The organism is Chryseobacterium panacisoli (assembly GCF_008274625.1).
In the GTDB taxonomy this organism is placed as follows: domain Bacteria; phylum Bacteroidota; class Bacteroidia; order Flavobacteriales; family Weeksellaceae; genus Chryseobacterium; species Chryseobacterium panacisoli.
The window spans coordinates 1,436,403-1,455,824 of the sequence record NZ_VTRU01000001.1 but is presented as its reverse complement, the minus strand read 5'-3'; the positions used below and the strand labels follow the sequence as shown (position 1 = coordinate 1,455,824).

Below are 19,422 nucleotides of genomic sequence, written 5' to 3'. Positions count from 1 at the left end.
AGAATAGTACACTCGTTTCAGGGGATGCTGTTCTGCCTTTTTTAACCTTATAGAACGACTGTTTATTTAAAATAAAGTTCTGAAAAAACACCTAATCACTATGAATAAAAATATCTCGAATTCCGATAAGATTTCTGAGAATCATATTCCCGGAATCAACCGTGTGGTAAAGCTGGATATTGTGATTGAAGGCAAAATTATCAAACATTTCAAGCATTTCCGTTTACAGCAAAGTGCAAGAAGACATCACAATTTTGAACTTATTCTTGCCCATGATTCTCTTGGAGAGACCCAAAACCATACCCTGGAGCAGGCACGCCAGTTTTTGGGAAAGAGAATTACGATTGTCTTCAAATACAAAGATTATGAAAGTGAAAGCCCTGAAAGAACTTTTGTGGGAGTCATCACCAAAGCCGCATTCAGCCAGGAAAAAATGAGCCTTGGAAATATTGTACTGAGAGGACAGAGCCCTACCATTCTTATGGATGCTGCTCCCCATACTCAGAGTTTTGGAGGAGATCAGGCTGTCAATACCGGAATTATTGCCAATAAAATATGTAAAGAAGCACTGGGTTCAGAGAAATTTGATTTCAGAGTAGATACTCAAAATAAAAGCTATATCAATTATAGTGCACAATATAACGAAACCCATTACAATTATCTTGCAAGAACGGCAGAAGCGTATGGTGAACAGTTTTATTATGATGGTGAAGTCCTTCATTTCGGAAAGCTTCCGCCTTCAGAAAAACCAATCAGGCTTGTATATGGAAGTAATGCCACAGATGTTCAGGTGGAGCTGAATGCTGTTCATACCAACCCTCAGTTTTTTGGATATAACAGCAGCAGCCATACTAAAATGGAAGGCTCTGAAAATAATATCAGACATCTGGGGGAAATTTCTTCCAAAGCGTATGAACTGAATAATAATATTTTTAAAACCCGTTCACTTTCTCCGGCTCCTATCAATGCCAATATGTTTGTGGATGTGAGCGATTCTCAGAAAAGTGCTGCCGGAAGTGCCGCTGTAGAAGTATTTACCGTTTCAGGAAATACTACTGTTCCGTTTTTATATCCAGGTTGTCTTGCAGATATCGAAATGCGGAAGCCGGATACCAGCCAGACTTCATATTTTACAAAACTTACGATTACAGAAGTTTCTCATGAAGTAAATGCCCGTGGGTATTACACGGGAAGCTTTGAAGCAATTGCTGAAGGGACAGGCTTTATGCCAAAACCTGAATTTATACAGCCTAAGGCAGAACCGCAGGTTGCCACTGTTATTTCCAATACAGATCCTCTTAATCAGGGAAGAATACAGGTGAGGTTTGACTGGCAGAAAAATCCAGATACTACCCATTTTATCAGAATGATGAGTCCTGATGCAGGTGGTACAGATGTTATTACTCAAAACAGAGGTTTTGTAGCTGTACCGGAAGTAGGGGACCAGGTAATGGTAGGATTTGAATACCATCACCCGGATTTTCCGTTTGCGATGGGAGGGATGTTCCATGGGCAGGTGGCACTGGGAGGAAGCATCAACAATCACCTTAAATCTATTCAGACAAGAAGTGGTAATAAGGTGATCTTTAATGACCAGGAAGGAAGTATTTTCATAGAAGATCCAAGTGGAAATACTTATTTAATGGATGGAAAAGGAAATATTATCGTTAATGCTCCCAAAAATATAACTTTCACTGCCGGAGAAAATGTACAGATCAATGCAGGTAAAAATATCATTGCTTCAGCGCAGAGAAATGTCAATATTATGGCCGGTGAAGATATTACGGAAACCGCCAATGATGACTACAATCTGACAGCAAGCAATATTATTGAAACGGCTGAAGCCGGCAGAAAATCTACAGCTAAAAATATTACAGAAAATATGGAAGCTGGTTCTTACATCAGTACAAAAGATGCCATCAACGTAGAAAGTGCCAAGGAAGTGCTTATCAATAGTGGTAAACAGGTAAAAATGCAGTAATATGGCGGGCGAAGGCGGAAATATCGTAAGAAATGTCTTTGGGAAATCCTACAAGGAAGCTGAACAGATCATGAAAGATGCTTCCAAAGGTACGTTGGATTTTAAATCTCCTCAGGAAAACACCTTTTATGGGAGAAAAGGAGGGAAGAAATTTGATGAATACCAGGCAAAAAGTGAAACTCAGTCATTACTTGTAAAGGCTGTGAAATGTTATGAAGATATAGAATGCACAAAAGAAGTTAAGATTATACAAAAAGGGGTTAAATATTACTTTAAAGCAATACAGTATAGCAGAACTCCTACGAAATCAGAATTGAAAGGTCTTAAGTGGGCTATCCAGTATGATGATACCCCTTTAGTTAATGCTTCTCAGGTAACAGGTGAGGAGAAGATATCCTATATTGTTCCTAAAGATAGGAAAATATCCAAATTAAGAGTGTATGCTTTCTTTAAAGCACCAGATGAAAAGGTAAGAGCAGAAGTTTCATTCAAAATTTTGGATCCAATCATTATTTATATTTGTGGATATTGGAATAAAAAAATGCCTTATGCTGGAAGTGAATGGGGAGAACAATATTGGGGTATTGGGCTTAAAAGCAGTGCTAAGAAGTATTTTAGATCCACAAAAGAATATTTTATTAACGGAGCCGGTACAAAATTTTCATCGGGGGGAGACCGGTATAAACAAGGCAAAGCGTTTGCAGAAGCCAGGCTTAAAAATCAGGCATCAAAATTTTATCAGGAATTATTCAAAGAAGAACGTCGTATAATGGTGGTGTCACATAGTATGGGAGGAGCTTTTGCAGAAGGGGTTCTAAGTGTATTTAAAAACCAAAAGCTCAATATTGAAAAAGTTGTTCATCTGTCCCCGGCAGATACCTCAGGTTTTAGTGTTACATTTCCACAAATAACTTACCAGATAGATATTGACTGGGATCCTGTGCTTATGTATAAAAATGCCAATGATTCCTCTATAATAAGAGGTGTGAAATTCAGCAGTATTTCAAAGAATCCAAAAGGAGATGAATTCGGGCACATGTATACAAAAGATGAAGCTTTTGTATGGGGATGGTTTGAAGATCTTGAGCTGATAGAGTTTCAATTTGTAAATCAGGAAAATAAAACATACACAACACCTGGTAGCGGAATGGGATATGGAGGAACATCTACAACAGTATTACAAAAGAATTTTAATGCCTTAAAAGTAAAAAGTCCAACACCTTTTTCAAGAGTATATAAAAATTCTAAATTTTACTTTTATGATGAAAAAACAAAAAAATATTATACAGAAAATTAATGAAGAAATATTTAATAATAGGAATTATCGCAGTACTGTGTTTGATCATTTACAGATATGGTTTTCTCATTGTATTTTGGCTTACCACACCTAAAGAAGGAACTTTAAGTTCATCTGAAAAAGTACTTTTAGAAAAAATAAAAATAGAAAACCATGCAAAAGAGGTATTAAGAGAACCTAAATATAATGTTGATCAGCCTAAGGATACAACCGTTTATAAAATTATTGTAAATAAGGTCCCTTGTACCTCTGATACCTTATTTTATAGAAGTAATGCTTTTTCTGTAAAGAGAAGATTAGATAGTATTCGCCTGCATCAAAATTATTATAAATATCAGATATTTTATGAGTGTATAGATGGTAAAGAATATGTTTACTCTTTTATGAGAAAGTAATAGGTTGAATGGTCAAATAATACCCAAATAGATTTGATAAAATATTTTATTCCAAAATGAAGAAAAGAATAATAGCTGCAGGAGGATTTATAGGAATATTATTCTCAACATGGGATTCAATGGTTGATCATCCTGATTCAGCATCATTAAGTGACCATATGAAGATTGGATTTATTTTCCATTCGGTTTTTAATTTGAAAACATTGATATATCTGTTAATTGGTGTGGCCTTCGGATGGATAATAAGTGTAATAATTAATAAAATCAGTGAACTGCACCGGGAGTGGAACGACTTTTAAATAATAAGCAATAACCAACCAGTATGGTAGAAACAAGAGTAAAACCTTTTCAGAAATATGCTTTAGGAACCCATGATTATCATGTGGAGAATGCTTTTGAAATACAGTTTGGAGAAGCAAAAGGGTTTTATTCATCTTTTAGAATTACACTGCAGGAGAAAGAGAATGAAGATCATACAAAAAACTGGCTGATAGAGAAGGTAGATGATTCCTCTTTTCCCTCTGAAAATAAATTTATGGAAATCCTGTATATCCTGGAACAGAGTTCTTATCCGCTCGAAATAAAAGTGGATGAGAAAGGAAGTTTTCTGGGCGCTGCAAACCACCAGGGAAATATTGAAAGCTGGAAACTTAAAACGGCAGGCCTTCAGGAAAAATACCAGAATGCTGAGGTCTTCAAAAACCAATATCTCGCTGCGTTTGAGGATGAAGCTGTCTTTTATAAAAATAAACTGAAAGAACCCTTCTGGAATTTGCTGCTATTCGCCCCTTACTATGTAGATAACGGAGGTGAAAATCCTGAATCTATTGTTTGGAATATCAAAGGAATTGGCGATGTAGAATGTTCCGGAGTCATCAGAGCAGAACAGAGGGACTATGGCTTTAATGCCTTTTTTATTTCCGAAATCAAAGTTCCGAAGACCATACAAGAAGAATTAGATAAGAAATACCTGTATCAGGCGGGACAGTATCAGGTGAAATTAAGCATAGAAATGGAATACAACTCCCGTAAAAAACAGTATTCCAAAAAGAAAGCTGACTTTATATTGTCAGATGGAGAAAAAACAGTATACCGGGAAACGATCACAATGACTTAATCTTTATGAACAAATGACATGGCGGATAAAGGATACATCATTATAGAAGGAGCCACTGCGTACTGCAGCAGCTCGGTAACCAATAATTCCAATGGAACCGCCGTTCCGATGGAAGTGAAAAGCCAGAAAAAAAAACTAGGCAAAAACAAATATTTTGCACAGAATAAACCTGTAGCAACGTATCTTGATGATAAAGCGGACAGCTTTGGAGGTGGCAACGGATTTGGAAACTGTAAAGGCTCAGATGGAAAAACCTATCCTTGTAAAGGCAAATGCAGTATTAAATATAAAGACTATTATGAAAACGTAGAATTCAACAAGAGTATGAAAATACTGTTGGATGCATCTACCGGAAATTGTCCGGGATATGGTGTTCCCGGAACCATTGCTTTTGCAACTACGGGGCAGGCCAATAACGTTTCCCAGATCGAAGTCAAAGAAGCAGACGAATTCTCCGTAGCTAATACTTCACCACAATGGCCTTCATCTGCTGCGTCTGAAGAGAGCATAGCAGTGTCATCAATCTCGATGATAAGGCCGATACCGGAAGATAAGCTTACCGGAAATTATTACTATGTCAAGGGTATGAACGGACCGTTATTTCCCATTGCAAACCCTTTTGGTGGTGATAATCTGGACTTAAAAGCCCAATTTAAAGGTGATGAGAAAAAAATCATTTGGGCTCTTTTCAAAGGGGAAGGAATCAAAGATAAAGTAAAAACATTTATCGGATTGGGAAGCAATTTCAGCCAATCTATGGGTAAAATATTTGACAGTCTTGCAGAAGGCACGTACAGGCTCGAAGCATATGGCAAAAAGGCTGGAGATGCTAAATGTTCTATCAATGTTGAAGTAGTTCAGGATTTTGTTAAAAAAATTGTCAGTCCGGGATCTTCAACCTTAATTAAAATTCCTCTGCCTGTATCTATTGAACGTAAACTCAGCAGTGCAGCTGATCAGGCAAAAATACTGAACAGAGGATTCTTTATGCCTGTGAATAGTGTTCAATGGACCGTAAAACAAGGAACGACAGTACTCTACAGCAGTTATTCAGAAGTCTCTTCTTCGCATCTTGTGGATGTAACAGGGATTGGTGATCGTATATTTCTAACTTTTAAAAATGAAGGAAAATATACTGTAGAAGCATTTACAGATCCCACAGATCCAAAACCGCAGTCTATAGAAGTTAAAATAGAAAACAGCCTCGGGGTAATGGGAGTGAAAGGAGAACCGGGTTTAGTAAGATTCAGTGATACTATCAAAGTTCAGGCTTCCAAGTTCAACGTTAATTATATACCTTCCGGGACCTCTGTCTATTGGTATCTTAAAAAAGAAGGAATTGGAAGAGTAGCTTTATTTGAAAACTCACCTTCCTTCAGAACCAGTATCATCAGTAAAAAAGTAGCTGAATTGCTTTATAATGATGCAAAACTGGGCAGTGATCAGTATTTCGGAAAATATGTACTGGAAGCTTACGCCAGCCCGGTTGGAGAAGGAAAACAACCCGGATTTTCAGGATCAGACTGTTTTAATTTTGAGGTAATTCAAAATGTAATCGATAAATTCACTCTTCCTGCCACCAATATTCCAAAAGGAACCAAAATAAAATATACAACAACAGCAAGAATTGCTACGTTGGCTGGAAATGAAGCCATAAAAATAGAAGTTCCGGATAAAGTAACCAATAACGGAGACGGAACCATTACATTTAATGATCTCGGAGAATATACGATTTCGGCTTATTTAATCGGAGATTATACCGATGGAAAGAAAATTGAAGCGAAAGTAAAAGTCTCAGAACCTGCCATAAAAAGAGCTCTTTGGGCCTATGGAACAGGAGTGAAACGTACTGAAACCGGTTTTGGAGAAGAAACCTATGGATTTATTGAAATTGATGGTCTTCAGAATCAGGCTTTAAAAGTAAAAGTCTGGGTAAAAGGAGAAGGTGATGATTTTTATAAAGAGAAAGACAAATATATGCTGGAAGAAAAAACCGTCACCCTAAACAGTGAGGGTAAAGCGTCTTTTCTTATTACCACCAATGATGATTACAAGAAAAAATTGCTGGCAGCAATACCCAAAACAACAGAAAATCCCAACCCGTCTTATCGCCTGATATTTACCATAGAGCTTCAGGCGAGCTCATCTTCAGATATTGTGCTTCCGGGGAATATTACCATTCAGGGGACACGTCCTGTAGTGGTAGATGCCACTACAACTTATCTGGAAGTTCTGGATTCCAATGAAGAACTGGTGATGACTTCCGAACAGAAAATTGTATCTATCATGTTCTCCACAGAAAATGGTAAAGATATCCAGCGGGAGCAGACTTTCTATGGTAAAACCCATAAACTTTGGGTGCATACCGTCAATATGACTGAAGAAGTTCTGAAAATTGATGTTTTGAAAGAAATTCCTAAAGAAGGGTTAAACGAAAAAGACCATATAACCTATACCCACGAAAGCAAACAAAGCTACAACGAAGAAAAAACAGGAAAAGACGGCTTGCTCGAAGTTTCTTTCACGGCAAAAGAAGAATGGAAAAATCCACCAAAGAATTTTGATTACTACATCGCTCAGGCTTCCCGCCAGGTTCAGGATCCCGCCGATCCCAAAAAGAAAATCTGGAAAATAGAGAAAAGCCAGTTTACGATTAATAATACACTTCCTGCTGACCTGGTTCGGACAGAGGATATGGAAAAACTGGGGATCAAAGCTTATAAAAAAGATGGAACTCCTTTTACAAAAGAAGAAATGTTGGAGTTAAGGAAACAGTATATTTTTTATGAAAGCGGGTGTCTGAAAGTTTCTCAGAAAGAAACGCCAGAGGCTATTGATAATGATGTGATGCCTGTGGTGGTGGAAATGGCGGAAGTGAAAAGAGAGGGCGAAAATGGTTGTCCTCGATGTAAAGCTGAGATTACAGTTGATATTCTCAAAAGAGTATATAAGAATGCAGAGAATGAAGATTTACAAGAGCTGGCACTAACTTTAAACAACTACAGAAATATTTTCGAATTAAATACTTGTGCAAGAAAAGCTCATTTTTTTGCACAGTCATTACAAGAAGCAGGAACGGGTTTAAAAGGAGGTCTCCATGGTGAAAGTTTGGATTATGCAGCTGAAGATCTGCCAAAACATTTTAAAAATTTTAGAGCAAATCCTGAACTGGGTAAGCAAAGCCCGCCTAATGATCTGGCGTATGAATATGGTAGAAGTTCAAAAAACGGATATAAATCTAATGAAAAGAAAATTGCAGAAATAGCATATGGAGAAAGACTTGGAAATGAATCTGTTGATGATACCTGGAATTTTAGAGGTAGAGGATTGTTACAAATAACAGGAAAAGGTAATTACAAAGAAATTCAGAAAAAAATAGACGAAAAAGCTAAAGACTCTGGAGTTATGATTTCTGATGGGGTAGATAGGGACTATACGCCTAAGGAAGCTGCAATAACTGGGATGGCAGATTGGTATAAGGACTCTATGTATTTGAAAGCTGATGATACAGGTAAATTAACAGATGACGTTGTCGTTGACTCTATTGTTGATATTTTAAATAAACTTACACCTTCAAGGCTACATCGTAAAATTTGGTATCGTGGAGGTAAGCTGGATAACTGGGAGGTTAAGGTAAATGATTCTATGAAGTCTGTATTTAGAGTAGGAGAATGTGGCAAAGGTGCAGGATTGAATTTGGTAGGAGATGCTCCATGGCTTCAGGCTGCATGGAAAGAATATGAAAAATATAAAGGATTAAGAGAAATGGATAGCCCTTTAAAGGAAAAAATTACTGAGTATTTTGATGTATCTTCTGCTGCTGGATTAGGTTACGACTATACAAATCCTTGGTGTGGTGCATTTTTAGCTTGGTGTTTTGATCAGACTCAGGATTATAAAAGGATTAATACTCCTAAAAGTGCAGCTGCCTTTGGCTGGAAGGGAAGTACATGGGACAATGGAGAAGATTGTAATGCTTTTGTTGGAGCTTTAATAGTTTTTGATTATTCACATGTGGCATTAATTGCTGGTGAAAATTTAGATGGTACAAGATATGTATATTTGGGAGGAAATCAAGGGAATGGAGAAAAAACAGCAGGACATCAAAAAATAATACTAGGTTCTGTTGATAAAGAGAGTAAATCGATCGTTGCTATTACTAAACCTAAAAAATATACAATATCTGAAAAAGATAAAGAATTTCCAAAGTATGATGTTAATGCTGAAAATTCTAAAGAAAGTTCCAGATAATAAAATATAATTTCTATGAATATAAAAAGTAAAATTAGATTAACAATATATTCCTTATTAATAATGAGCAGTTTTGGCTGCCAAGAAAAAAGGCAAAGTTTAGGCAATAGTCAAAAACCAATAAGTATGAATGATGATACTATGATACAAAAGGTCCTAAAAAAACAATTGCAGGAAGGTGCAGGTAAATCAATTGATGAAGCAGGTGCTGAGCTAACTAAAATACCATTTGAGATAGAAGAGCTCGAAGTATCAGCTGAAACTGCCAAAAAAATATTACTATCTAATGGTTTTAAAGAATTATCTGATAACGAATTTGGTAATAAAATCAAAAATATTTTTGGAAGAATAGTAGATCCTAATTCAGGTAATCCATTTTTATATGTAAATTATTTTGATAAATGTGATAGAAGCTTTGTTGCTTATAGTAATAATAGTGTTGATTATGAAGGAGGATATATTGATAAACAAAGAAGACTTTTCACTGACTTTTATTATCTCCCCGAAATTCTTGATTATCAAAAAGAATATCCCACATTGAATAATCTTGAGTCTAGCAAAATTATTAGGAAATCAAGTTCACAAGTAGACGTTGAAATTCCACACTGGAAAGATGTTGCAAATCTAAAAGAGCAAAGAAAAGCAAATATCCAAAGAATTATTGCCAGAAATATGTATTTATTTAATGATAATAAAACATATATTATTTGGCTAGTAACTCATGATAAAAATTTTATAAAGTTGTTGGTTAAGAATTTTGGTTATGACATTGAACCTAAGTTTAATGAAATGCTTATCAATGAATATATTCAATCTAAGGATATGTTTAAAATAGGAGAGCTTATTTTTGCTAAAAATTGTGATAAAGAATTAGATATACGAGATGGAATGTTACAAAGTTTGGTTACTTTTTATCAAAAAAGTTCAAATCCTCACGATCTGTTTGGTTTAATGGAATTTTCTTCAAAACTATTAGAAACTGATGAGTATAATAATTATTCGGAAAAAGAAAAAATTAAAATGATAGCTTATCTGGCTGACACGTATGATTTTTTGTTCAAAAAAAATCATAGGCATCAGGATGGTTGGGATCCTAGATGGAATATTTTAGGAGCTTATTTTGAAGATGACTCCAGAAGTAAAATTAAATGGCCTCAGTTAAAAGAAGAAATGCAGAAAAATAATTACTATAACCTACCAAATTTAAAAGAAGTAATAAGTTATGCAGAGGGATTTGATAGTGTAGGTGCTCCAGACTAAGTTTAATTTGTTATTGACAACAGTCATTTTTGGCTGTGTTTTTTTAGATAGGAGTTTACTAATTCTTATAAATCGAAAATAAATAAAAGCCAGTTCTCATAAAGTAACTGGCTTTTATTTTTAAGTTATAAATTTTAAGGAAGCGTTGAAACATTGATATTGGGAGCTTGCGTAGGTGTAGTAATAGAAAACTGTGAGCCGGGCGCAACAGTTGTAGTAAAGAATCCTCCATTTTGTAAAAAGAAAGTATTACCACTTGTTCCTCCTATTGCATCTATTCTTTGTTTGGCGTTATATGTATTATCCACACTAAACTTTGCTCCGGAAACAGCGATCCAACTGCCATTTGAAGTTCTTACCCACTGATTTTTGAATTCTGCTTTTCTGCCCTGATATCCATTTTCAGGATTGAAATTTTCAACGAAGCTATAGAAGCTTTTAAGATAAGTACTGGTTTGAGGTCTCTTCCAGCTGGCGATCAGTTTCCATGTTGTGGTATCAGGTGATAAGAACCAGGCTGTAAAATCTGTTTTTCCGGTTCCGTCCGGTTCGCCTTTTAGTAAGAATTTATAAGTTTGTCCTGCACTCCAATTATACTTATAATAACTTTGTCCACCGGAACCTTCATTGCCAAATTCTCCAATTGTTACTCCGGTACCTGCTCTGTTGAGAATAATTTTGTGGTCAGGAGGGATATTATTGGGATCATCTGTATCAAATGGACTCCATACAGAGAATAAAATCCTTCTTTCCGTTGCAGAATTAACCTGCATTCCAAAATAGCCAGCGCTAAATCCATTGGCCATAAAATAAGAACCAATCTTATCTTCTCCGGCAGGCACTGTTACTTCATTGTAATAATAACTGACATTATTGGTAGTTGGAACTACATAGTTCAGATGACAGGAAGGTCCTCTGCGAGCCCAATAATAGTATGAAGGATCATTGCTGTAAATATTGGTTCCTGTAGAGGCAGCTCCGCTGAAGGTAACATCTGTAACATCTGCAAAGTATCCTCCGGTTTTAGAGACTCCCTGAAGATCAACTTTTACATAACCTGGGTCAGAAACGGTAAAATCACCAACAGTATAATCTGTATAAGCCGATCCTGTTAAAGTTATATTTTTGGATGTATTGCCTACCGTTACTTTTACAACACTTGTGCCCGAAGGAACAGAGGCTTTTAAGCCAATGTTTAATGTTCCCGTATTGCTTACTCTGAAATAAGTGCTGATAACAGTAGCAGAGTTTGTCCAGTTGCCTAAATTAGTGGAGGTGATTACCTCGTTGGCTCCTGAAGGTTTTACTGTGAAAAAAGAATTCCCGGCAACCGGAACACTAAAGGATGGTGCGTTCTTTAAAGCAGAAACATTTTTCTGTGCAGCAGTAGTGTCCTCTGTTGCAATAGGGGTTTCAGCACATGACTGAAAAACAAGCAGAGCAGCAATACCCAGAATAGTATTGGCTAATAATTTTATTCTCATAATAATATTTGTAATTGGGTTACAATTACTAAATTAAGTTTTACCAATCAAATAAAAAATTAATTCCCAATATTTTGATTAATTTTTATGTAAAAATATATTAAGATTAATATTCATTTTTAATGTTCTGGAAGAGACTGATGATGAGAAAAAGGAGTTGTTTATAAAAAACAAAAAAACCTCTAAACTGAATTAGAGGTTTTCAAGTGGTTTCTCCAGGAATCGAACCAGGGACACATGGATTTTCAATCCATTGCTCTACCAACTGAGCTAAGAAACCATTTATGCTTTTGTTTATTACTTCGTTGTTTTAAAGTGATGCAAAAGTAGTAAGTTTTAGTATACAAAGCAAGTGTTTATCGTACTTTTTTTGAATAAACTTAAAAACTTACTGATTATCAGCCGGATTATTTTCCTGCTCCTTTCTGATCTGTTCGCTCATCTCTTCCAATACCGGTTTGATCGTGTTTTCCGGAAGATCACTGATTCTGATATACATCAATCCGTCTATCGCATCATTGAAGTTAGGATCCACGTTGAAAGCGATTACTTTGGCGTTTTGCTTGATGTATTTCTTAATCAGAACAGGAAGTCTCAATTCAGGTTCAAGATCATCAATGATTTTGTCCAGTTTATTAAGATCAGATTCCATTTCCTCAAAGAAAATGTTTTTATCTCTGTCACGAAGCTTTACCTTATATTCGTTCCTTGGAGTGATATATTGTGCTACTGCAGAATCAAAATAATTGGAACGCATAAACTCAATCATAAGAGATTTTGAGAATTCCGAGAACTTGTTGGAAATACTCACACCACCCATAAGGAATTTATGATCCGGGTTTCTCAGGCATACATGTACAATTCCTCTCCATAAAAGGAAGAGTGGAAGTGGTTTCTGCTGATACTCCTGGCAGATATATGCACGGCCCATTTCGATCACTTTTTTAAAGAAAGGGTGAATGTCCTGCTCAAACTCAAATAAAGAGCTTGTATAGAAGCCTTTGATGCCATATTTTTTCATGACCTCTCTTCCTAATGCCATTCGGTAAGCACCAGCCAGTTTTTTCTCCCCGTTGTCCCAAAGAAACAGGTGATGGTAATGCTTATCATATTCATCAAGGTCAAACGGAAGATTACTGCCTTCACCTACCGCACGGAAAGTAAGCTCTCTCTGACGTCCGATTTCCCTCATAATAGAAGGGATTTCTTCATAAGTGGTAAAGTATATCTCGTAATTTCCGTTACTAAACAGCATCTTATCTGTTCCTCTCAGTTTATCAACATCTTTAATGATGTCTTCCAAAGGCGTTTCATCAATGATATTCTGAACAATGTTTTCTTCCTTCAGTAAAGGAAACTTCACTGATAAATTCTGAAGATTGATGCTTTGGGCAAGAGATTTTCTTTTTTCGTAGTAAGATTTCATCATATAAACCTTACGTTTCAGAAACTCACCCAACTCCTCAATCGTTTCCATGTCATCCATTGCTTTTACAGTAATAGGACGCCCGATTCTGATTCTGATAGGTTTTTCTCTGTCATTCATCATCTCAGCAGGAAGCATCAGAGTCTGCAAATTCGGATGAAGCTTAGCCACCTGATAAAAAAGACGGCTGTTCTTGGCGTGGAAGTACATAGGAACTACCGGCACTTTAGCCATTCTGATGAGCTTAAGTGCCGTTTTTTCCCATTCCTTATCTAAAATTTCTCCGTAAGGATTGTTCTTGTTAGAAACTTCTCCTGCCGGGAAAATACCTACACAGCCTCCGTTCTGTATATGCTTGAGGGTCTCACGCATTCCTGAAGAGCTGCTGTAAGCTTCTTTTCTGTTTTCAAAAGGGTTTACTGCGATTACAAACGGCTCCATAGGTTTGATTTTTTCCAAAAGGAAATTTCCCATCACCTTGAAGTCCGGACGAACCTCCGATAAGACCTTGCACATCAGAATCCCGTCAATAGCACCCAGCGGGTGATTGGAAACCAGAATAAACGGTCCCGTTTTCGGAATCTTTGCCAGATCTTCTTCAAAAGCTACATAGCTTAAGTTTCTTTCTCTTACAAATGAGTCGAAAAAGTCTTTACCTTCCTTATCTTTTAGTTTGTCGTATAATTTATTTACTTCGTTTATTTTAGCAATGCTCATCACAGCAGATGCTACCGGATTCTTGAGGAACCCAAGTTTACTTAAGCCGGAAGCTTTGATCAGATCGTTTTTCGAAATTAAACTCATGTGTGTTTAGTCGCAATTAATATTATTGTGTTACCATTTGAAGAGTATTCTTGGAAATTTGTTCCAATAATACATTTTTTTCATGGTAAAATTTATCAATGTGATCCATCTTCGCATTTCTTACTGTGAATAAAGATACATTTTTAATTGCTTCGGTTTTAAAAATTTTTTGAAGCTCCTCGTTGAGTTCATCTATATGGTTAAATTTATCTTCAAGACACAATGCCAGGGAGATAGCAGAATTCTGCATCAGGGAAACCTTGATCTTATATTTAGATAAGTATCCGAAAATTAAGCTCATATGGTCTTCTGCAATAAAAGAGAAATCTCTTGTAGAAATCTTCAGAAGATCCTGGTTTTCTTTTAAAATATAAGATTCTTCCTGTTGGTTTTTGTCGGAAGCCCCTACCTTTGTTCCTGCTTTGGTAGGATCTACGAAAGATTTTACATAAAAAGGAATGCTTTTTTGCTGTAACGGCTGTAATGTTTTCGGGTGAATAACGCTTGCTCCGTAATAAGCCATTTCAATAGCCTCCTCATAAGAGATATTGGAAAGAAGAGAAACATTATTGAACTTTCTTGGATCTCCGGTCATTACTCCCGGTACATCTTTCCAGATCGTCATTGCCTCAGCATTTAAGCAATAAGCAAAAATAGCAGCAGAGTAGTCTGAGCCCTCTCTTCCTAACGTCACCGTAAAATTGTTTTCGTCAGAACCAATGAATCCCTGGGTTACATAGCAGATCTCTGGATTCAGGTTGGAAATAAATTCTTCAGTTCTCACCCAGTCTACCGTACCTTCTCTGTATGAATTATCTGTTTTTACATAATCTCTGGCATCCAGCCATTGATTGGTAAATTGAATTTCATTCAGATATTCACTTAAGATTTTCGTAGAAATCATTTCTCCGCAGCTTACCACCTGATCGTAAACAAAGTTGTAATTGGGAGACTTATTTCTTCTTAAAAAAGAATCAATATCATCAAAAAAGAGATTGATTTCTGCAAAAACCGCATGATTTTCAGGAAAAAGACCTTCCGCAATCTCAATGTGTTTTCGTTTTATCTTTTCAATCTCAGTTTGATAGTTATCCTTTTTGAAATAAAGTTCTACAACTTTTTCCAACTCGTTTGTCGTCTTGCCCATTGCTGATATCACCAGCAAACATTTGGCAAATCCCTGGCTTTGTAGAACCATAGACACGTTTTTCACACTTTCGGCATCTTTTACAGATGCTCCACCAAACTTGAAAATTTTCATTAAATTGTTAAAAATAAAATTGTTAGATAAAAAATTACATGAGTTTTTTACGGACGTCAAAATTATAAATTTACAACGAGATATGAAATAGCCTGGCGGGGAGATAGAATTAAGATTTCCTTAAAATCAACAATTAATGAAATAATTTGAATTTTTCATGAGTCTGATGCAACAAATTCGGAGGGATAATTTTTAATAGCCCCTAAGTATTATGTTACGTTGTGTCTGTATTGTGTTGAAATACAGTGAGTAATCTCTTTTGTAATTAAATTTTCTTAATGCGATAAATTTTCCGAAATTTGGGCAAAACGTAAAAAGAAAAATATGTCAAATCAACCATTACAGACTTTAGGAGAATTTCTTATAGATAAACAGGACGATTTTCAATATTCTACAGGTGAATTTTCTCGTCTTCTGAGCGCAATAAGATTGGCTTCGAAAGTGGTAAACAGAGAAGTAAATAAAGCCGGAATTGTAGATATTACAGGGGCTGCCGGAAACCAGAATATTCAGGGTGAAGAACAGCAGAAACTGGATGTGATTGCTAATGAGATTTTTATTACGGCTTTGTCTCAAAGAGAGGTTGTTTGTGGTATTGCGTCTGAGGAAAATGATGATTTTATTGATATTAAATGTGGTGAAAACGGACATTTAAGTAAATATGTGGTACTTATTGATCCTTTAGACGGATCTTCCAATATTGATGTAAATGTTTCCGTAGGAACTATTTTCTCTATCTACAGAAGAGTTACGGAACCTGGAACTCCTGTACAGCTGGAAGACTTTTTACAGAAAGGAATCAATCAGATTGCAGCAGGATATGTTATTTATGGTTCTTCTACAATGATCGTTTATACAACAGGAAATGGAGTAAACGGATTTACATTGGATCCTTCATTAGGAACGTATTATCTTTCTCATCCTAACATGACTTTCCCAAAAACAGGTAAAATCTATTCTATCAACGAAGGAAATTATATTAAATTCCCTCAGGGAGTAAAAAATTACCTTAAATACTGCCAGATGGAAGAAGGAGACCGTCCTTATACGTCAAGATATATCGGGTCTCTGGTAGCAGATTTCCACAGAAATATGCTGAAAGGAGGAATTTATATCTATCCTTCTTATTCACAAGCTCCGAATGGTAAATTAAGACTTTTATACGAATGTAATCCTATGGCATTCCTTGCAGAACAGGCAGGAGCAAAAGCAACAGACGGATTCAGAAGAATTCTTGAAATAGAGCCTACGGAACTCCACCAGAGAATTCCTTTCTTCTGTGGAAGTATAGAAATGGTAGAAAAAGCTGAAGAATTTATGCGTATTGACAGCGTAAAATAAATGGAAGCAGCTTACTTAAAATATATATTGCAATTCAAGCGCCCGAGTGGAACATCTCGCGGCGTTTTGCTTGATAAGGAAACCTTTATACTTACTATTTCAGAAGACGGAAGAAAAGGAGTTGGTGAATGTGCTGTTTTCAGAGGTCTGAGTTTTGATGACAGGCCCGATTATGAAGAAAAACTGAAATGGCTTTGTGAAAATATCAATCAGGACAGAGCATTTTTAAAAGAAGAACTGAAAGAGTTTCCTTCCATTTGGTTTGGATATGAGCAGGCCGTTCAGAATCTGAAATATGGAGACAGCCTGTATTTTCCAAGTGAGTTTACCGAAGGAAAATCTGCCATTACCATCAACGGTCTGATATGGATGGGAGAAGTAGGGTATATGGAAGAGCAGATTCAGGATAAACTTGAGAAGGGATTTCATTGTATTAAATTAAAAATTGGGGTCGACTGGAAATCTGAACATATTATTCTTCAGAAGCTAAGAGAAAAATTTTCCAAAGATCAGCTGGAACTTCGTGTGGATGCAAACGGAGGATTCAGTAAAGAAGAAGCAGTGACTGTTTTGCAGCAACTCGCAGATCTTCACATTCACTCTATTGAACAGCCTATCAAAGCCGGAAATTGGGATGATATGGCCGGGTTATGTGCTAAAACACCTACTCCGATTGCATTAGATGAAGAACTGATTGGAATTACTGATCCTGAAGAAAAGAAAAAACTTTTAGAAAAAATACAGCCACAATATATTATTCTGAAACCTGCATTGGTAGGAGGTTTTTCCGGTTCGGATGAATGGATTTCTTTTGCAGAAGATCAAAATATTGGCTGGTGGATTACTTCAGCTTTGGAAAGCAATATCGGCTTGAATGCCATTGCTCAGTATACATTTACCAAAAAAAATCCAATGCCTCAAGGTTTAGGCACTGGAGCTTTATTCGTAAATAATTTTGAATCCGATTTAGAACTCAGAAATGAGCTGTTATGGTTCAAAAGTATAACTTAGAAAAGGTAATTAGCATAATGGCGGTGGTGAATCCGGACATGTAGTTTGGCCACAGTAATCAGGAGCCCATGATCTGCAGCACATCGCAACCGGATTCCAGCTGTTGCATCCAAGTGGTGGTCTTCCTCCTTTGATCGTTTTTAATTCTCCTCTTTTGATTTTTTTTAGATTTTTCATGATATTAATTTTTGTTTGATTGATAAGTAAATGTCGAAAACTTTTTTCAATTATACAACAAGTGGGGAATTATTTAGCAATATTTAACAATATCAAAGAAATATTTCAATAAATTTTAAACATGAAAATACATTCCTGCATCGGAATATGAGGAATAATTATTGTTTTTTCGGTCTGTTTTACAAGGATGAGTAATTTTTGGATCGAATATTTTGTTGATTTAGAGGTTGTTATTCAGTTAAATGACATCTTTTACGAAGATGGCCTTCTTAATATAATTTAATATATAAGAAAACTGTTTTTTAATATTTTCCATAATAAAAAAATTATAATTCCCTAAGGTATGAATTAGCAATATTTATGCCATACTATAAACTTGGTCTAATTTTAACGTAGCGTTCATTTTTTTAGAATTATTTAAACTATTTGTTAAGAAATAATTGTGAAAATGTTTTCGTTATCCTTAGTTCGGTTGGTGATAAGATTCCTGTCAATTCCGATTAAATTCTGAAAGATATCTGACTGTACCTGGGAACTGGAGAGGTATCCCCAGTGGTTTCCCACTTCATATTTAAAGCTGTTCAGAAGATCATCTTTTACAAATGTACAGTCGATAATAGAAACAATATCTTTGTAATGGCTAAGATCACTAGGTCCGTTTTTACCAAGTCGTGGTGTCAGAATATTTTTTGTAAACTGAGAAATTCCCAAAACTGTATCCTGTCTGTTCAGGTAAATAGAAATCCGGTTCGCCAGTAATGGCAGCTTATTATAGGAGTCTTCGGAATCTTCAAATACTTTGTAGCTGACATCTGCATTCAACAGTAAAACCTGATCGATAACACGAAGTATATTCTCCCTTTTAAGGCTGTACAACATGCTCTGAAGGACTCTGTTTCCCAAAGAATGAGCCATAATATGAATTCTTTGATTGCAGGGCGCAAGATCCCGGTTGGAAAAGATATCTTTTAAAAATTGGGTGTAGAAATAAAATAATCTCATCAGAGATGTTCCGGAATTGATACTGGATGCCTTATCATCAAAATAACTTAACGGAATAATGCTTCCTGAGGCAGGCCAGCTTACAAATAAAATATGTTCTACTGGAGATGCCGGATTATCAACGAATATTTTCTTAAGATCAAGAATAGCCTTTAATTCATCATCAAAATCATACAGATAACCATGGATGAATATCAGTACATCACTTCGGTCTTTAGTGGAAGACATATTTTTGTACAGTTCATAGAACATTCTTTGAGTTCCGCCAAGATTATTGGCTGTAAGAGCGGATTTTTTAATCCCTTTTTCATTGAGCAGAACATCCAAAACTTCTTCATAACCCTGTTTTTCGGGCTCAGAAAAGAACTTGTAGTCTAAGATATTCCTGTTGGTGTAGTCTTTTTTCTTTTTGGCTTGAGCAGTGGGTTCTTTGTAGTTGTCAAAATCACATTTAGCGATCCTGAAATTGGGAATTGAGTATTCATCATTGGAAAAAGAGTCCACTCTTTCGCCTTTATGCCGGATAATTTTCCGGTTGCTTAAGATATAAACAGCCATGATGGTTAATTGGTTAAAATGGTTTTAGTTATCCCGAAGTTAGTCAAAAATATTGAA

14 protein-coding genes and 1 tRNA gene are annotated in these 19,422 nt (G+C 35.9%); 9 read left to right on the top strand and 6 right to left on the bottom strand.

Going from position 1 to position 19,422, the window contains the following annotated elements:
- Positions 1-100 precede the first annotated feature (100 nt).
- The 7 genes from FW781_RS06470 to FW781_RS06440 are packed head-to-tail and all read left to right on the top strand — an operon-like array spanning position 101 to position 10,301.
- Positions 101-1,981: a type VI secretion system Vgr family protein gene (locus FW781_RS06470; RefSeq protein WP_149386660.1), complete on the top strand. Its 1,881-nt coding sequence runs from the start codon at positions 101-103 to the stop codon at positions 1,979-1,981.
- Between the two features lies 1 nt (position 1,982).
- Positions 1,983-3,278: a hypothetical protein gene (locus tag FW781_RS06465; RefSeq protein ID WP_149386659.1), complete on the top strand. Its 1,296-nt coding sequence runs from the start codon at positions 1,983-1,985 to the stop codon at positions 3,276-3,278.
- Positions 3,278-3,673, top strand: a complete 396-nt coding sequence (locus tag FW781_RS06460) for a hypothetical protein (protein ID WP_149386658.1) — start codon at positions 3,278-3,280, stop codon at positions 3,671-3,673. The genes FW781_RS06465 and FW781_RS06460 overlap by 1 nt, the downstream gene beginning before the upstream one ends.
- A 56-nt stretch (positions 3,674-3,729) precedes the next feature.
- Positions 3,730-3,972 carry a hypothetical protein gene (locus FW781_RS06455; RefSeq protein WP_149386657.1) on the top strand — a complete coding sequence of 81 codons (243 nt, stop codon included), beginning with the start codon at positions 3,730-3,732 and terminating at the stop codon, positions 3,970-3,972.
- A gap of 23 nt (positions 3,973-3,995) precedes the next feature.
- The gene (locus tag FW781_RS06450; RefSeq protein ID WP_149386656.1) at positions 3,996-4,790 is read left to right on the top strand and encodes a hypothetical protein; all 795 of its coding nucleotides are present in this window, start codon (positions 3,996-3,998) and stop codon (positions 4,788-4,790) included.
- Positions 4,791-4,808: 18 nt separating this feature from the next.
- On the top strand, positions 4,809-9,041 hold the full coding sequence (locus FW781_RS06445) for a hypothetical protein (protein ID WP_149386655.1): 4,233 nt from the start codon (positions 4,809-4,811) through the stop codon (positions 9,039-9,041).
- 15 nt (positions 9,042-9,056) lie between these two features.
- On the top strand, positions 9,057-10,301 hold the full coding sequence (locus FW781_RS06440) for a hypothetical protein (RefSeq protein ID WP_149386654.1): 1,245 nt from the start codon (positions 9,057-9,059) through the stop codon (positions 10,299-10,301).
- 134 nt (positions 10,302-10,435) lie between these two features.
- Here the strand turns inward: FW781_RS06440 and FW781_RS06435 are convergent, their stop codons facing one another.
- The 4 genes from FW781_RS06435 to FW781_RS06420 form a co-directional block, all read right to left on the bottom strand.
- Positions 10,436-11,785, bottom strand: coding sequence for a DUF3472 domain-containing protein (locus tag FW781_RS06435; protein WP_149386653.1), 1,350 nt, complete (start codon positions 11,783-11,785; stop codon positions 10,436-10,438).
- A gap of 207 nt (positions 11,786-11,992) precedes the next feature.
- Positions 11,993-12,065 (bottom strand) — tRNA-Phe (locus FW781_RS06430).
- 108 nt (positions 12,066-12,173) lie between these two features.
- Positions 12,174-14,015, bottom strand: coding sequence for a lysophospholipid acyltransferase family protein (locus FW781_RS06425; protein WP_149386652.1), 1,842 nt, complete (start codon positions 14,013-14,015; stop codon positions 12,174-12,176).
- Between the two features lie 22 nt (positions 14,016-14,037).
- The gene (locus FW781_RS06420; RefSeq protein WP_149386651.1) at positions 14,038-15,276 is read right to left on the bottom strand and encodes an aspartate kinase; all 1,239 of its coding nucleotides are present in this window, start codon (positions 15,274-15,276) and stop codon (positions 14,038-14,040) included.
- 324 nt (positions 15,277-15,600) lie between these two features.
- Between FW781_RS06420 and fbp the strand changes: the two genes are divergently transcribed.
- Complete coding sequence (gene fbp, locus FW781_RS06415) at positions 15,601-16,617, top strand: class 1 fructose-bisphosphatase (RefSeq protein WP_047434129.1); 1,017 nt, start codon at positions 15,601-15,603, stop codon at positions 16,615-16,617.
- Entirely contained in the window at positions 16,618-17,628 is a 1,011-nt protein-coding gene (locus FW781_RS06410) for an o-succinylbenzoate synthase (protein WP_149386650.1), read from the top strand. It abuts the gene before it with no gap.
- A gap of 9 nt (positions 17,629-17,637) precedes the next feature.
- Here the strand turns inward: FW781_RS06410 and FW781_RS22370 are convergent, their stop codons facing one another.
- On the bottom strand, positions 17,638-17,805 hold the full coding sequence (locus FW781_RS22370) for a bacteriocin-like protein (protein WP_156121559.1): 168 nt from the start codon (positions 17,803-17,805) through the stop codon (positions 17,638-17,640).
- A 429-nt stretch (positions 17,806-18,234) separates the two neighbouring features.
- Positions 18,235-19,365 carry an alpha/beta hydrolase gene (locus FW781_RS06405; protein WP_149386649.1) on the bottom strand — a complete coding sequence of 377 codons (1,131 nt, stop codon included), beginning with the start codon at positions 19,363-19,365 and terminating at the stop codon, positions 18,235-18,237.
- Positions 19,366-19,422 lie beyond the last annotated feature (57 nt).

Excerpts from the sequence above, each read along its gene's own strand:
- FW781_RS06465 (WP_149386659.1), top strand. The coding sequence starts at position 1,983 with ATGGCGGGCGAAGGCGGAAATATCGTAAGAAATGTCTTTGGGAAATCC.
- FW781_RS06445 (WP_149386655.1), top strand. The coding sequence starts at position 4,809 with ATGGCGGATAAAGGATACATCATTATAGAAGGAGCCACTGCGTACTGC.
- FW781_RS06425 (WP_149386652.1), bottom strand. The coding sequence starts at position 14,015 with ATGAGTTTAATTTCGAAAAACGATCTGATCAAAGCTTCCGGCTTAAGT.
- FW781_RS06420 (WP_149386651.1), bottom strand. The coding sequence starts at position 15,276 with ATGAAAATTTTCAAGTTTGGTGGAGCATCTGTAAAAGATGCCGAAAGT.
- FW781_RS06450 (WP_149386656.1), top strand. The coding sequence starts at position 3,996 with ATGGTAGAAACAAGAGTAAAACCTTTTCAGAAATATGCTTTAGGAACC.
- FW781_RS06460 (WP_149386658.1), top strand. The coding sequence starts at position 3,278 with ATGAAGAAATATTTAATAATAGGAATTATCGCAGTACTGTGTTTGATC.
- FW781_RS06405 (WP_149386649.1), bottom strand. The coding sequence starts at position 19,365 with ATGGCTGTTTATATCTTAAGCAACCGGAAAATTATCCGGCATAAAGGC.
- FW781_RS22370 (WP_156121559.1), bottom strand. The coding sequence starts at position 17,805 with ATGAAAAATCTAAAAAAAATCAAAAGAGGAGAATTAAAAACGATCAAA.
- FW781_RS06440 (WP_149386654.1), top strand. The coding sequence starts at position 9,057 with ATGAATATAAAAAGTAAAATTAGATTAACAATATATTCCTTATTAATA.
- fbp (WP_047434129.1), top strand. The coding sequence starts at position 15,601 with ATGTCAAATCAACCATTACAGACTTTAGGAGAATTTCTTATAGATAAA.
- FW781_RS06455 (WP_149386657.1), top strand. The coding sequence starts at position 3,730 with ATGAAGAAAAGAATAATAGCTGCAGGAGGATTTATAGGAATATTATTC.
- FW781_RS06470 (WP_149386660.1), top strand. The coding sequence starts at position 101 with ATGAATAAAAATATCTCGAATTCCGATAAGATTTCTGAGAATCATATT.
- FW781_RS06410 (WP_149386650.1), top strand. The coding sequence starts at position 16,618 with ATGGAAGCAGCTTACTTAAAATATATATTGCAATTCAAGCGCCCGAGT.
- FW781_RS06435 (WP_149386653.1), bottom strand. The coding sequence starts at position 11,785 with ATGAGAATAAAATTATTAGCCAATACTATTCTGGGTATTGCTGCTCTG.